The sequence below is a fragment of the Thiospirochaeta perfilievii genome (assembly GCF_008329945.1).
Taxonomy (GTDB): domain Bacteria; phylum Spirochaetota; class Spirochaetia; order DSM-2461; family DSM-2461; genus Thiospirochaeta; species Thiospirochaeta perfilievii.
The window spans coordinates 2,592,775-2,608,715 of the sequence record NZ_CP035807.1 but is presented as its reverse complement, the minus strand read 5'-3'; the positions used below and the strand labels follow the sequence as shown (position 1 = coordinate 2,608,715).

Here is a 15,941-nt window from a genome sequence, read left to right as displayed (position 1 = left end):
TACTTATTAGTATGATAAGATGGGAAATGGCTAATTTAAGCTTTGATAATAAAAAAGTTTTTGATAACTTAAACTTTGATGTAAATCCTGGTGATAAAATTTTAATAAATAACAAATCAGGAAGTGGGAAAACCACACTTTTAAAAACAGCTCTGGGTCTGATAACATTGGATTCAGGGCTTATTTTTATAAATAACAGAAAAGTGCTAAGTAGTAATATAAACCAGATAAGAAGGGATATATTCTATTTAGATCAAGATGTTAATCTACCTGAACTAGATGTTAATACTCTTCTAAATGAGATTTTTTCATATAAGGAGAACAGGAAAAAGATCCTAGATAGGGACAAACTTAAAACACTTCTAATAGAATTCTCCTTATCAGAATCAATAGTTGATAAAAATATAAAAGAACTCTCTGGGGGAGAGAGACAGAGGATAGGACTTATTATAGGGCTACTGTTAGAGAGACCTATCTGGTTATTAGATGAGCCAACATCAGCCCTAGATAAGGAATTGAAAGAGTTGGTTGTTAATAAAATTTTATCCTTAAATATAACTGCAATTGTTGTTTCCCATGATAGTTGCTGGAGTAGATTAGAAACAAAAGAGTTGGGAGGGAATAGATGAATCCTGAGATTGAGATATCCGCACTTCTGCTAATGTTACTACTGCTTCTACCTATAATAGCCATTAATACTGTAATACAACTTAAAATAAATAAGGAACTAATGGTTTCAACAGTAAGAATGATATTACAACTAATTTTTGTAGGAGTTTATCTACAGTTTATATTTACACTAAATCACCCTTTTATTAATTTATTATACCTACTTGTAATGATTATAATAGCTTCAATGCACTCAATAAAATCAAGTAGTTTAAAATTAAGACCTCTATTTTTACCTATACTTATATCTGTTGCACTTCCTCAGCTAATAATCTTGATAATATTTAATCTATTAATTGCAGGAGTTGACAACCTCTTTGAAGCTAAGTTTATAATTCCAGTGGGAGGAATGTTATTAGGAAACTGTTTAAATGGAAATATAATTGCCTTAAATAGCTTTTATGAAGGGATAAAGGACGATGAAAAAAGATATAACTACACCATTGTTTTAGGTGCAAGTCATAACCAAGCCCTACTCCCCTACCTTAGAAAGAGTATCAAAAGGGCTATTAATCCCACCCTAGCCTCAATGGCTACCATAGGCCTAGTATCACTTCCAGGTATGATGACAGGTCAAATTCTTGCAGGAGCTCTACCTATTACTGCAATTAAATATCAGATTGCAATAATGTTAGCGATTTTTTCAGCAAAGTATTTTAGTATAATCCTCTCATTAACCATCTCTAGAAGACGGGGATTTACACCCTTTAACACATTAAACAAGGAGATATTTCTAAATAGATGAAAAGAAAAAGGGAAATAATTGTTCAAAAAAATGAAGAGGGTCAAAGAGTTGATAATTGGCTAACAAAAAGATATACCTATCACCCATTGGAGAAGTGGATTGAGTACATTAACAGGGGAATGATAAAGATAAATGAGCTAGACGTATCCCCAGATTATATTATTAAGAACAGTGATAAGGTTATATACTATCCAGAACCTATTATTGAGCCACCTATAAACAGGAATTACATAACAGTTTATGAAGATGAGAATCTACTAGTAATTAATAAACCAAGTGATATCCCCTGTCATCCAGGAGGAATATATTTTGAGAATACTCTTTGGTATATTTTAAAGGAGAAATATGAGTATATATCCCTAATAAACAGGTTAGATAGGGAGACTTCAGGAGTTATGTTAATTGCAAAAAACAAGGAGAGTGCTAAATTCTATTTTAACCAGATGATGGATAGAAAAATAGAGAAGATATATTTAGTATTAGTACATGGTGAAGTAAAGGATAAATTAAGTGGAAGAGGTTATCTTGTCCCAGCAATAAACAGTAAAATTAGAAAAAAAAGAGATTTTATATATGACCCAAGTGCTAAACAACCAGATGGAGAAGGTGATCCAAATAGACAGTTCTCCCATACAGAGTTTGAACCTCTAGTGACTTTTGATAATTTAACTCTACTTAAATGCAAAATCTTAACAGGAAGAACACACCAAATTAGGGCCACTATTAGCAGTCTGGGATACCCTGTTGTCGGTGATAAAATATATGGAGTAAATGAAGACTACTTTTTTAAATTTATAAATGATGAACTAACTAAAGAGGAGTGGTGTAGATTAAAACTTGAAAATCAAGCCCTGCATAGCTGGAAAACAACCCTTACATTAATGAATGGTGATATAAAGGAGTTTACAGCAACAATACCCCCTAATTGGAGTATCCCTAACATAAAAAATTATTAATAAAAAAGTGGTAAGAACAGCAATTATTACTTACAATAGTATATATTAGAAAAATAAAAATGAGGTAATTGTATTTGAAGCTTCAAGCTAAAATTATTTTGACTGTAATAATTATAACTATAACTGTTAACTTCTTATTTCAATATAATTTTATTAGAATACAGAAAAGAGATTCACTTTTAGAGCTTTCTTCAAAAATAGAAAAAACAAATAACTTATTAAGTAAAATAAACTCAGGGCCAATGTTCTATTATGATACCAGTTTAATTGAGACAAACATCTTATCATTTTTAAAGGATCCTGAGATAAAATCTATTAGAGTTATAGAGTCTAGTGGAGAGATAGACCTTTTTTATGAAAATAAAGATATTAGTAGTGATGAGGTTATTGAAGTAGGTACTGACGTATATTATGGAGGAGATAAAATTGGTAGGATAGTGACCATATACTCTAAGGATATTATCAATAGTAAGATTGCGAATTTTATAAAGACAATACTCTTCTCGTTAGTAGCTGGTACATTACTATTATCAATAATACTTCTAATAATAATTCGTCAAATAATAAGACCAATAATTGAATTAACAGATTTATCATTTGAGATTAGTAATGGTAATCTTGATAAAGAGATACACATTCATAGTAGAGATGAGATAGGTACACTTTCAAGAAGTTTTATGAAGATGAGAGACTCTATAAAGGAGAAGATCCAGTCTCTATATATTGAAAATGAAGAGAGAAAACGGGCTGAAATTGCTTTAACTTACAAGACAGATGAGCTTGCCAATGCCAATCGTGAGCTTAAAGCCCATAGGATTCATTTAGAAGAGCTAGTTCAACAGAGGACATCGGAGTTGCAAGAGTCCCTAGATCGTTTAGGGAAAACAAAGGATCAGCTTGTACAGTCTGAAAAGATGGCATCCCTTGGGGACTTGGTAGCTGGAGTAGCTCATGAGATAAATACACCTATTGGTATAGGTGTAACAGCAGCCTCTCATCTTGAAAATGAGACTGCAAGGTTTTCAAAAAAATATAAATCTGGAGAGATGTCTAAGAGTATGTTTGAGTCCTACGTTGACTTAGCTAGTGAGAGTTCGAGGATGATCCTATCAAACCTTCTTCGGGCTGCAAACCTTATTAAGAGCTTTAAAAAAGTTGCTGTTGACCAGTCAAGTGAGGAGAAGAGAAGTTTTAACCTAAAAGAGTATATAGATGAGATTTTACTAAGTATTCACTCTAAGTTTAAACATACTAATGTAAATATTAGCGTTGAGTCCCTAGAGGAAGTTATAATGGATAGCTACCCTGGTGCACTATCCCAAATAGTCACAAACCTAGTTATGAACTCTCTTCAACACGGTTTTGAGAATATGGAGAAGGGATCTATAACTATAAATATTTTAAAAAATGGTGAATATTCAGAGATAATATATAGTGATACTGGTATTGGAATAGATAAGGAGATTCAAAAAAGAATTTTCGATCCTTTCTTTACTACTAAACGTGGCCAGGGTGGTAGTGGCCTTGGGATGAATATAGTATACAACCTGGTTACTCAGACCTTAAAAGGAAGCATTATATGCGAAAGTGAACTAGGACAGGGGACTACATTTAAGATAAGACTGCCCTTAATAATAGAATAGAAAGCTGGAGGATATAGTGACAAATGATGACGAACTTATTTTTTTCAAGGACGAAGAAGAAAAAAAAGATGAAACTAGTAATATAAAACCATGGAAAATATTGATTGTTGATGACGAAGCAGATGTTCATTCCCTTACTAAAATGGTTCTAACAGGATACTCATTTGAAAATAGACCCTTAGATATAACTAGTGTCTACTCTGGTGTTGAAGCTATAGAGTATTTAAAAAAAGAGAGTGATATTGCAATAATCTTACTAGATGTTGTTATGGAGACAGAAGATGCAGGTTTAAGATGTGTAAAAAGTATAAGAGAAGACTTAAAGAACCACGAGAGTAGAATAATTTTAAGAACAGGCCAACCAGGACAGGCCCCTGAACAGCAAGTTATTGTAAACTATGATATAAATGATTATAAGGCAAAAACTGAGTTAACAGCATCAAAACTATTTACAGCGATAACAGCATCTTTAAGATCCTATCAATATATTCAAACTATCAACCAGAATAAAATAGGTCTAGAGACTATAATATCTGCCTCAAGTTTTTTATTTGAATTGCAATCCTTTAGTCTATTTGCCAAGGGGATTTTAAAACAATTAACCTCAATACTAAGCTTAGATGACGACTCCCTATATATAAATAGTTCTAGTTTAAGTGCTTTTAAAGAGCCAGGGACTCCTAACTATAGCATATTAGCTGGTACAGGAAACTATGCAGGCCACGAGAGAGAAGGGATAAATAACGTGGTTTCAGAGAGTGTATATAAAAAATTACTAAATGCTGCAAATAAGCAGGAGAGTATATTTAATGACAATACCTATACAGGTTATTTTGAAACCAAAAAAGGGGAACATACCCTTCTATTTTTACAGTGGCAGAGACCTTTAACAGCTATGGATAAGGAACTTATTAGAGTTTATGCTCTAAATGTTGCTGCAGCCTTTGAAAATATTTCTCGAAATAATGATTTAGCCGAGTCTCAAAGAAAAATAATAACAACTCTTAGTCAATTGATTGATGAGATATCCAGGGACAATACAAACCATGTAACTAATGTAACAGATATTTCATGTTTTATAGCAGAGGAGTTAGAAATACCAGAAGAAGAGATATATCATATAAAAATGGCTGCACCCATGCATGATATTGGGCAGATATCCATATCCCAAGAGATCCTAAAAAAACCTGGCAAATTAACAGAGGAAGAGTATGAAATAATGAAATTGCACACAGTTAAAGGGTATGAAATATTTAAGGATTCCCAGGATCCAGTTATGATTACTGCAAAAAATATCTCTTATCAGCACCACGAAAAATGGGATGGAACAGGTTATCCTAGGGGATTAAAGGGAGAGCAGATACATATCTATGGTAGAATTGTTGCTATTGCAGATGTTTATGATGCTTTAACAACAAAAAAACAGTATAGAGAGAAGTGGAGCCATGAAAAAGCAGTCCAATATATAGAAGAGGAGAGAGGAAAGCATTTTGATCCAGTATTAGTTGATATATTCTTAAAAAATCATGATAAGATAAGGGGTATTAAGGATAACACATTAAGCTAAACTATTTTCTTTCAGAGTATACAAAGGAGTAAGCTAATCCAACAAAGACTACTCCTCCAAATATATTTCCTAGGGTTACAGGTAGTAAATTTTTAATGATAAAATCAAAAAAATTGATATTAGCTCCTAACACTTTAGCAAGGGGAATAAAAAACATGTTTGCAATAGAGTGTTCAAAACCCATAGCTACAAAGGCTGTAACTGGGGCCCAAAGAGCAAAAATCTTTCCAATAACATCCTTAGAAGAGTATGTTAAAAAAGCTGCAAGGCATACTAACCAGTTAGCCCCTACTCCCTTAATAAATGTTGTATAAAAGTTGTTGGATAATTTTTTATCTGCAATAGAGAAAATAAAATCTCTATAATAATCTGTGGAAAATATATGAGTACTATAGGCAAAAAAATAGACAACTATTATAGCCCCTAAAAAATTACCAAGATAAGATATTAACCATACCCTTAGGAGTTCATTAAGTTTAATAGCTCTACTATAAACACCTACTGACATAATTGCTGTAGTTGAAGTAAAAAGTTCAGCCCCTGCAAGGGTTACAAGAACAAAACCAAGGGGGAATGTAAGACCAAAAACAAGTTTAACTAGACCAGGATTTAATATAGAAGTTTGAATCATACCACCAGCTACAATAATGGCAAAAATAGAGCCTAAAGCGATATATGATCCACCTAAAATAGCTAAGACTACAAGTTGCCTATATGATTTCGAGGCTTTATCAATAGCACCTTCTTTAACAATATTTATTATCTGGTTTGGTCTATTATAATTCATTTTTTGTAGACTCCCTCTCAATTAAACTACTACTAACAAGTAGACCTTGTTTTTCTAGATCCTTATTTTCTAAATTTTCAATTAAAAGACGTGCTGCTTTCTCACCTAGTTCATCAGCATTTATCTCTACAGTTGTAAGTGTAGGTGAAATAAAGGTAGATCTAGGAGTGTTATTAAAACCGGTTACCATAATATCCAACCTTTTATTCTCTTTTAGTACATCAAGAACGCCAAATGAAAATAGGTCATCTGTAGTAACTACAGCGTCTACATCATTAGTAGAGAGGAGATTTCTCATTGCTTTTTTTCCATTTTCTTCTGTAAAACTATCAAAAAAGAAGTTACTATTTTTTTTAATTTTAAGCCCACTCTCCTCTAGGGCCTCTTGATAACCTAAATATCGGTCCTTTGTTACCTTCATCTTCTTATGCCCACCAATAAATGCGATACTCTTTTTACCTTTTTTTACTAAGGATAGGACGACATCTTTCATAGCCTGTCTGTTATCATTATCAACCCAGTTAATAGATTTTGGTCTATTAGGCGTACCTATAATAACAAATGGGAAACTGTGTTCTTCTAGGTATTCAATACATTTATCATTTTCAAAGGAGTTAAGTAGAACCACTCCTGATACCCAGCCACTCCTAATATACTTCTCAATAAATTTAACCTCTTCTTCATCATCCTTAGAGAATGAGTACATAAGAAAGTAACCTCTTTTCTGGGCATATATACTAATACCCCTCATGGCATTAATAAAGAACGTATTTTTGAAAAGCTCATCAGAGTCATTTGGTAGAACAATCCCTATTGTTTTTGTAGGTTTTCCTGCCAAGGAGCTTGCGATATAGTTTGGATGATAACCAAGCTTTTTTATGGCATCATTGACCCTCTTTTTTGTCTCATCTGTAATTTTAGAGCTATTATGTAAAACTCTAGAAACTGTAGATAGAGAGACATTAGCCTCTTTAGCTACTTCTTTTATAGTAACACGCATAGGTAAATATTGTCATACATTGAAAATCATTGCAATAAATAGGAAAATATATGTTATAATTAGAACTAGTAATTGACGCCAGTTCAATTTCATTGTATAAGTAGTATGTGCAAGCGGTTGCACAGTAATATAAAATAAAAAACAGGAGCTTTTATATGAAAGCAGTAATTTTTGATTTAGATGGAGTAATAGTTGATACGGCTAAGTATCACTATCTTGCATGGAGTAACTTAGCAAATGAGTTGGGTTTTACTTTTACAGAACAGGATAATGAACTTTTAAAGGGTGTTTCCAGGGTTAGGTCATTAGAAATTTTATTGGAAATTGGGAATATAACCCTTTCTCAGGAAGATTTTGATAAGTATGCTGCAAAAAAGAATGATGAATATGTGAAACTTATTAGCGAACTAACTCCAGAGGATATACTCCCAGGGGTAAAGGATTTCATAACTAGATTAAAAAAGAGTGGTTACTTAATTTCCCTTGGTTCCGCTAGTAAAAATGCAGTTTTTATATTAAAGCACCTAGAGTTAACACCATATTTTGATTCTATAGTAGATGGTACCCATGTAAGTAAGGCAAAACCAGATCCAGAAGTATTTTTAACAGCGGCTAAAAACCTTGGGATTGATCCTAAGGAGTGTGTTGTATTTGAAGATGCAGTAGCAGGTGTTGAAGCTGGGAAAAACGCTTCCATGAGGGTTATCGGTGTTGGAGAGGCAGACGTACTCTCTAATGCTGACCATGTTATATCAACTTTCGAAAATTTATCTTTAGATGTCTTGGAGGCCTAAATGGAAAAATATTTAATAGAACAACCATGGAAAATTGTAGAAGAGGGTTTTGATAAAACTAAAAATAGGTTCTCTGAGAGTATATTTAGTTTAGGAAATGGTTTTATGGGGTTACGGGGTAATTTTGAAGAGAATTACTCAGGTGATAAAATGAATGGAACCTATCTTGCAGGAGTCTATTACCCAGATAAAACAAGGGTTGGTTGGTGGAAAAACGGCTACCCGGAGTATTTTGCTAAGGTTTTAAACTCTACAAACTGGCTCGGTATAGAGATTAAGGTTGATGGTGATACTCTAGATTTAAATGACTGCGAAATAAAAGAGTTTAAACGTGAACTAGATATGAAATGTGGAATTTTATATAGAACATTTATTGTTGTTATGCCTAATAAAAAAGAGATAAAAGTAAATGCCTCACGTTTTGTAAGCATGGAACGAAATGAATTAGGTGTAATAAGCTATGAAATATCTATATTAAATGGGGATGGAAAAGTTACAGTAACTCCTTATCTTGATGGGAATGTACATAATGAAGATTCGAACTACGACGAATACTTCTGGGTACATGAGGGTGAAAACAGTATAAATGATAGATCATTTGTTAACCTTAAAACTAAAAAAACAGAGTTTTATACAAATACAGGAATGAGTTTCCATATTTATATGGATGATTCTCCTTTAGAACTACCTAGAGAGAATAATCAGAAAGGTGGATTTATATCCCAAACAGTAGAGAGTGAAGTAAAACAGAACCAGAGTTTAAAAGTTGTAAAATATGTATCATGCGTAACTTCAAGGGACCATGAAATAACTGACTTAACTAAGGTATCAAATAAAAACTTAGAAGAAGCTGAGAAGAGTGGTTATACAATTCTAGAAAACGAACATAAAAACAGATGGGAACATATTTGGGAAACATCTGATGTTCAAATCGAGGGTTCAGAATCAGCTCAGCAGGCAATTAGATTTAATATATTCAATATGATGCAAACCTATACAGGGGTTGATAGCAGGCTTAACATAGGACCTAAGGGGTTTACTGGAGAGAAGTATGGTGGAAGTACCTATTGGGATACAGAAGCCTATTGTATTCCCTTTTATTTAAGTACATCTGCTGAGGATATATCAAAAAATCTTCTAATTTACAGATATAAACAGTTAGATAAGGCTATTGAAAACGCTGAGAAACTTGGGTTTACAGGTGGAGCAGCTCTTTTCCCAATGGTTACAATGAACGGAGAAGAGTGTCATAATGAGTGGGAGATAACCTTTGAAGAGATTCATAGAAATGGAGCTATTCTTTACGGTATATATACATATATTCAAAAAACTATGGATAAAGATTATCTTGCACAGTATGGTTTAGAAGTACTCATTGCAGTTTCTCGTTTTTGGGCTCAAAGAGTTAACTACTCTAATGAGAAAAAACAGTACGTTATGCTTGGTGTAACAGGGCCTAACGAGTATGAAAACAATGTTAATAATAACTGGTATACAAATAAAATAGCCCAGTGGTCACTAAAATATACACTCGAATCTATAAAGTGGGTAAAGAACAATCATAAAAATCGATATCAAGAGATTATTAGCAAGATTAACTTTACAAGTGATGAAGTAAAAAAGTTTACTGAAGTTGCAAATAATATGTATTTCCCAGAAAAAGATGGAATATTTCTTCAACAGGATGGTTTTTTAGATAAAGATATAGTTAATGTAGATGATCTAAAACCAGAGGATAGACCTATAAACCAAAATTGGTCATGGGATAGAATACTTAGATCTTCCTGTATAAAACAGGCTGATGTATTACAAGGTATGTACTTTTTTGAAGATCAATTTACTACAGAAGAGCATTTAAAGAACTTTAAATTTTATGAACCACTTACAGTACATGAAAGTTCCCTATCTCCATGTGTTCATGGGATCCTTGCATCAAAACTTGGATTAGCAGACAAAGCTTATGAAATGTACCTTAGAACTGCTAGATTAGACCTGGATAACTATAATAACGATACCGAAGATGGTTGCCACATTACAAGTATGGCAGGGACATGGATGTCTATAGTTCATGGATTTGGAGGTCTTAGATATAAAGAGGGAGAGATGTTCCTATCCCCTACAATTCCTAATGCCTGGGACTCATATAATTTTAAAATTATAGATAAAAACTCCCCAATATCAGTTCATGTAAACAAGAAACATGTGACAATAGATGCTGAATTAGAGAGAGATATATTCATTAATAATAAAAAATATACAATAGGTCCAAAGGAAGTATTAAAAGTTAATCTATAGGTATAAAAAAAGGTATGCAATTGCATACCTTTTTAGTTTCCTATAACCTCTTTAATTATATCGTTAATAGTAGCAGTACATCTGCTACCCTTACAAGCACCACTTGTTGCTCCGGTTCTTCTTCTAACATCTGCTACATTTTTAGCACCATCTTTAATAGCTTGTTTTATAGTGCCCTTTGAAACAGATCTGCATATACATACTTTTTTGTATCTATCCTTAATTTCTTCTTCTGTCATAAAGACTCCATATAGTAATAATTACTATTAATTTTATATTTTTATAATAATATAATCAATAATAAACTGGTTTTTTTAGATGTTTATGATATTATTTAGATTATATAAAAAAATGAGGTTTAAAGTTGAAAGTCCAAATAAAAGCACACTTAATCGTATCAATATCATCAATAATATTTATTCTAGCTAATACTGTTATTTTTGTAGGAGTTGTTCACCCTAGAAAAGAGATCCTTGATGGTTTAATAAATAGTAATTTAATTAATTTAGTAATTTTATTCCTAGCATCAAATATAATACTTAATCCATTAATTAAATCATTTAAAACTAATATTCCAGAACTTAAAAACAATATTGATGAATATAAAAAGTATATTGATAAACTTGGAGCTGTACCATTAAGATCTTTAGCAGTTTTTTTATTTTTAACTATTGGTATAATTATTTACAACTCTACATCTCTACAAGGCAGAGGTCTAGATAAAACTACAGCGGATGCCTACGCAGGTTTAATGATAGCAATTGGGATGGTCTCATCTTCATTTATATATGTGTTATTTGATAAATTAGTTTCCCTCTGTTTATATACTAATGGAGTAAATGACTATCCTGCGGGTTTAAAATCAAATAGGCAACAATCTAAAAGTATAATAATTCCAGTTTTTATCTCAATAATGTCCATATTATCAACATTCTTTATACTATATATCGCTTTAACAAACCTTCCAATTGGGACAATAAATGTTATAGGTTTTGTTGTTAAGGCAACCCTTCCCCCACTTATAATAATATTTATATTTATAACTGCATTAATAGTACTTTGGTCCACATCCACCGAATCACTATTTAACAATATAAATGGTAGACTAAATAAAATGATATCCGATGATAAGGATCTAACAACAAGAATAACAATATCATCTGTTGATGAACTTGGTCTAATTAGTCATAGAGTAAATAGATTCTCAGATATAATTGCTGAACATATGGTTGAGACTAAAAAGATGTTTGCAGTACAAAATCGCCATCAAGAAGAACTATCCCAAAGTATTGTTGCATCAACAGAGAATGTTCACGAAATTGATGCTAAAATAGATGAAAATATAAACCTAGTTAAAGAGAATGATAAAATTGTAAATCTTACTCTATCTACTGGTAGGGAGTTAATTCAAAGTAGTTCTGATGTAGCCGTACAGGTTGATGTACAGACGTCAAATGTAACCGAATCCTCAGCTGCTGTTGAAGAGATGATAGCATCGGTTAAAGAGGTTACCAAAAGAACTGGGATTGTAAAAGAGAGAACAAATGAGTTAACCCTAGATTTCCAGGAGGGACAAAACAAAATTCAGGCTACTATAAACTCTGTAAATAGTGTTGTTACCCTTTCTAAATCACTATTGGATATCAATAAAATTATTTCTGGTATTGCTGCAAGGACAAATTTACTAGCTATGAATGCCGCTATTGAAGCTGCCCACGCAGGTGATGCTGGCCGAGGTTTTAGTGTTGTAGCATCTGAGATTAGAAACCTAGCAGAAAGCACTGCTTTACAGACCAAAACCAGTACAGAGAATTTAAATAAGGTACTTGAGGAGATAAATACCTCTGTAACAATTGCAATGGATACAGGTAAAACATTTGAAAAGATGAAATCAAGTCTAACAGTAGTGGAAAATGAGACCTACTCAATTGCTGAAGCTATGGAAGAGCATGACAAGGCGAATAATGAGGTATTACAACAGTTAACAAGTACCAATGATTTAGCATTAAAACTAAACGATCTCTCATCTAAATTAACAACCCAGGGACAAGAGATGTTAGACTTTTTAGAGCAATTAGAGGAGTCTTCAAGGAAGTCTATGAAAAATGCATTGGATATAAAAGAGTACAATGAACAGGTTACCCAAGCTATGGAGGATTTAAATCAACTATCTGTTAAAACTGATGAGACAAATAAAGAGACTTTAGAATTAGTAAACTCATTTAAATTAGAATAAAAAAGTCTCTATAGAGACTTTTTTATATCTTTCTTAATCTTTTATAATAAAAACTTCTTAAGCGTTCTATTAGTGTAAAAATAGGAGCTATAGGGGAGAGATAGTAGTCATAACAACCTACCCTATTAATAATCTGTCCTGAGAAACCTACTTTAAACCTGTAAAGACCAAACATAGGGTGATTTTTGTCATCTGTTGGAGGTATACCAAAAAAATCATAGGATTTAGCACCCAGTTCTTTGGCTAACTTTATAGCCTCCCACTGTAGAAGATAAGATGGCATCAGGTTTCTTTTACTATTCGAAGATGCCCCATATAGATACGTCGCTATATCATTCTGAATTAATAAAAAGATACCTGCTAATAGCTCTCCATCGTGTTCTGCAAATAGAAGTTTCATATTTGTTTTATCATAAACAGACTTATAATACTCCTTTGAATGTATAGCTATAGAGTCTCTTTTTGCTGTTACCTCATACATATTATACCATCTGTCAAGTTCACTAATTGGAACTTCTCTAATAACAACACCTTTTTTTGCTGCAAGCTTTATATTGTAACGGGTCTTTTTATGCATAGCGGAAAGAATAACATCTTCATCACTTGTTATATCTAGAATAGTAGTATCTGGGACCTGTATTGTAACTGGTGATTTTGAAAGACCTTTTAGTGTTTCTTCATTATTACTGTTTTTATCCAATAAAAGGTCGTACCTAATAAAAAGAGTTCCCTTAGGCATATAGTGTTTTAAAACCTTAGATATACGATGTAATCCGTACTCATTACAGAGTTTGTTAGATGGTCCATGGGGTATATAAGCAAGGGACAAGCCCTTAAAAATTGTTCTAAGTAGAACAATAAGGCCCTCTTTTACACCATTATTATCTATTACAAAAATATTAGGTTTAAAACCATACAAAGCCTTTAGATCAGCCCATTCTAGAGTTTGCATAAAGTTAGAACCGGAAAAAAGAGCTTGTTGTTCCCCAAGCTCCTCTCTTTTATATCTGGTTATAGTAAACAATTAACCTACATCTCCATTTTTGACAACCTTAGTAAGTACAGGATTACCATTACAAACTAACTTTGTATCTCCAACCATTACAATATTATCTACAACCTTTAAAGGTATATCAAAAAATGTATCTATTTTTATTCTTTTAGGGTATGGATAAACATCAAAGTTTTCTCCATCAAGAACAACTCTCTCCCCAGGTTTAGCATCATCTAAGAAAATAACCTCAACATTTTTATCCTTATCCTCAGCGGCTAATAACATACCTTGACTTTTAACCCCTCTTAGATTGGCAGGTTTTAAGTTGTAGGCTAATATAACAGTTTTTCCAATTAGCTCTTCCTTTGTATAATAGGATTTAATTCCAGAGACAATTGTTCTATGATCCCCTTCCCTTACTTCAACAGTCTCCACATATAGCTTATCTGCTTCTGGGTGATCCTGAACATCTACAATTTTAACAGCTCTTAAGTCTATTTTATCTCTAAACTGCTCTTCTAGTGTTAACTCTTTTTTTGCTCTATCGGCTTGGGAACCTGCATACTTCTCTCTAAAACCTTCTATAACCTTGTCTTCTAATTTTGTAAAAAGTATAGTTGGTTTATTAATCTCTGTTATACCACTAAGTGATCCTAAATCCTTCCAGGTTAATTTCTCTTGGCCTAAAAAGGATAAAATTTTAGCCGATGTTTCTGGAATAAATGGCTCTATTAATATTGCTAAGTCCTTTACTAAATATATAAGGTTTTTTAATAACTTAGCAGCTGCTGCAGGATCCTCTGTTTTAGTTCTCCAAGGTTCCCCATCCTGGAAAGCCTTATTCCCAATTGATGATAGATGGAATATATCCTTAAATGTCTCTCGTAAATTAGCCATTTCAAACTTAGAAGTGATCTCTTCTTCCCTACTCTTAACTGTAGCCCAAAACTCTTCATCTACAGGAGCATCAGGAACTTTTCCATCAAAAAACTTATCAGCAAAAGTTAAAGTTCGATTTACTAGGTTACTTAAGTTACCAATAAGCTCACTATTTACCTTTTCCTGGAAATCGGCCCAGGTAAATTGGGTATCAGTCTTTTCGGGTCTATTATAAAATATGTAGAATCTCCATACATCTGCTGGGATTCCTGTATCCTTACAATCATTACCAAAAACTCCAACACCCTTACTTTTAGAGAATTTCCCATTTTCATAGTTTAGATACTCAGAGGATGACATATGGTGCAACATTGTCCAGTTTTCACCACTTTCAAGTTGAGTTGATGGAAATATAACTGTGTGGAAAGGAATATTATCCTTACCAATAAATTGAAACAATTCAACATTATCAGGGTTCATCCACCACTCTTGCCAGTTATCATACTTATCTGCTGTTATAGAAACATAACCTATTGGTGCATCAAACCAGACATAAAAAACCTTATCTTCAAAGCCCTCTTTAGGTACCTGTATACCCCATTTAAGATCCCTTGTAATACATCTCTCTCTTAAACCATCCCTAATCCAACTCTTAGTCATGGCAACTGCATTTTTAGCCCACTGTCCTTTAATAGAAGCCTTCTCCATCCACTCTTCAAGTTTAGGAAGAATTCCTGGCAAATTTAAATAGAGATGGGTTGTATCCCTTGATTCTGGAGTTGAGCCACATGTCCCGCATTTAGGATCAATTAGATCCGTAGGATCTAACAGTTTTCCACAATCCTCGCACTGATCCCCTGTAGCACTTGTAGAATCACAGTGGGGACAGGTTCCTTTTACAAATCTATCTGCTAAAAACTTATCACACTTAGTACAAAAAAGTTGGGTTGTAGTCTTCTCAGTTATATATCCTGCAGCATCTACTTTTTTAAATAGATCCTGAACAATCTCATGGTGAATAGGCTTTGATGTCCTACCAAAATGATCAAAATTAATATTGAACCAATTGTATATATCAACATGTATATCGTGGAACTTATCACAAAGTTCTCTAGATGTAACACCCTCTTGAAGTGCCTTTGTCTCTGTAGCTGTTCCATGCTCATCTGTACCACAAACATATAGGGTCTCATAGCCATAGGATCTACAATACCGTGCGTAAACGTCGGCGGATAAAACTTGGATTAAATTCCCTAAATGGGGAACATTATTAACGTATGGTAACGCTGATGTTACTAGTCTCTTCTTCATGGGTAAATAATAGCAAATTTTAATATCCTTGACTATAGGTCTCTAGAGCATTACTTTAAAGGTAA

General features: G+C 33.0%; 13 protein-coding genes. 8 read left to right on the top strand and 5 right to left on the bottom strand.

What is annotated here, in order from left to right:
- The first annotated feature begins 11 nt into the window (after positions 1 to 11).
- The 5 genes from EW093_RS12000 to EW093_RS11980 all read left to right on the top strand — a co-directional run bounded on the left by EW093_RS12000 (position 12) and on the right by EW093_RS11980 (position 5,580).
- Positions 12 to 629: an ABC transporter ATP-binding protein gene (locus tag EW093_RS12000; protein WP_149568642.1), complete on the top strand. Its 618-nt coding sequence runs from the start codon at positions 12 to 14 to the stop codon at positions 627 to 629.
- Positions 626 to 1,414, top strand: coding sequence for an ABC transporter permease (locus tag EW093_RS11995; RefSeq protein WP_149568641.1), 789 nt, complete (start codon positions 626 to 628; stop codon positions 1,412 to 1,414). The genes EW093_RS12000 and EW093_RS11995 overlap by 4 nt, the downstream gene beginning before the upstream one ends.
- Positions 1,411 to 2,370 (top strand): RluA family pseudouridine synthase, encoded by a 960-nt coding sequence (locus EW093_RS11990; RefSeq protein WP_149568640.1) that lies wholly within the window; start codon positions 1,411 to 1,413, stop codon positions 2,368 to 2,370. The genes EW093_RS11995 and EW093_RS11990 overlap by 4 nt, the downstream gene beginning before the upstream one ends.
- A 74-nt stretch (positions 2,371 to 2,444) precedes the next feature.
- Positions 2,445 to 4,013, top strand: coding sequence for a sensor histidine kinase (locus EW093_RS11985; RefSeq protein ID WP_149568639.1), 1,569 nt, complete (start codon positions 2,445 to 2,447; stop codon positions 4,011 to 4,013).
- Positions 4,014 to 4,029: 16 nt separating this feature from the next.
- Complete coding sequence (locus tag EW093_RS11980; RefSeq protein WP_149568638.1) at positions 4,030 to 5,580, top strand: response regulator; 1,551 nt, start codon at positions 4,030 to 4,032, stop codon at positions 5,578 to 5,580.
- Between the two features lies 1 nt (position 5,581).
- Here EW093_RS11980 and EW093_RS11975 read toward each other — a convergent pair whose 3' ends face one another.
- Both EW093_RS11975 and EW093_RS11970 read right to left on the bottom strand, forming a co-directional pair.
- The gene (locus EW093_RS11975) at positions 5,582 to 6,367 is read right to left on the bottom strand and encodes a formate/nitrite transporter family protein (RefSeq protein WP_149568637.1); all 786 of its coding nucleotides are present in this window, start codon (positions 6,365 to 6,367) and stop codon (positions 5,582 to 5,584) included.
- A complete protein-coding gene (locus EW093_RS11970) occupies positions 6,357 to 7,367 on the bottom strand; it encodes a LacI family DNA-binding transcriptional regulator (protein WP_149568636.1) in 1,011 nt (336 codons plus the stop codon). The genes EW093_RS11975 and EW093_RS11970 overlap by 11 nt, the downstream gene beginning before the upstream one ends.
- A gap of 155 nt (positions 7,368 to 7,522) precedes the next feature.
- Here EW093_RS11970 and pgmB point away from each other — a divergent pair, with 155 nt between their 5' ends.
- Together pgmB and EW093_RS11960 are read left to right on the top strand one after the other, a co-directional pair.
- Entirely contained in the window at positions 7,523 to 8,161 is a 639-nt protein-coding gene (gene pgmB, locus EW093_RS11965; RefSeq protein WP_149568635.1) for a beta-phosphoglucomutase, read from the top strand.
- Positions 8,162 to 10,456: a family 65 glycosyl hydrolase domain-containing protein gene (locus EW093_RS11960; RefSeq protein ID WP_149568634.1), complete on the top strand. Its 2,295-nt coding sequence runs from the start codon at positions 8,162 to 8,164 to the stop codon at positions 10,454 to 10,456.
- A gap of 32 nt (positions 10,457 to 10,488) precedes the next feature.
- On the opposite strand, the gene EW093_RS11955 is transcribed toward EW093_RS11960, so the two are convergent.
- Positions 10,489 to 10,695, bottom strand: coding sequence for a (2Fe-2S)-binding protein (locus EW093_RS11955; RefSeq protein WP_149568633.1), 207 nt, complete (start codon positions 10,693 to 10,695; stop codon positions 10,489 to 10,491).
- 125 nt (positions 10,696 to 10,820) lie between these two features.
- On the opposite strand from EW093_RS11955, the gene EW093_RS11950 reads away from it, so the two are divergent.
- The gene (locus tag EW093_RS11950; RefSeq protein ID WP_149568632.1) at positions 10,821 to 12,692 is read left to right on the top strand and encodes a methyl-accepting chemotaxis protein; all 1,872 of its coding nucleotides are present in this window, start codon (positions 10,821 to 10,823) and stop codon (positions 12,690 to 12,692) included.
- A 22-nt stretch (positions 12,693 to 12,714) separates the two neighbouring features.
- Here the strand turns inward: EW093_RS11950 and EW093_RS11945 are convergent, their stop codons facing one another.
- Positions 12,715 to 13,716 carry a lipid II:glycine glycyltransferase FemX gene (locus EW093_RS11945; RefSeq protein WP_149568631.1) on the bottom strand — a complete coding sequence of 334 codons (1,002 nt, stop codon included), beginning with the start codon at positions 13,714 to 13,716 and terminating at the stop codon, positions 12,715 to 12,717.
- Positions 13,717 to 15,876, bottom strand: a complete 2,160-nt coding sequence (metG, locus tag EW093_RS11940; RefSeq protein WP_149568630.1) for a methionine--tRNA ligase — start codon at positions 15,874 to 15,876, stop codon at positions 13,717 to 13,719.
- Positions 15,877 to 15,941: the final 65 nt, after the last annotated feature.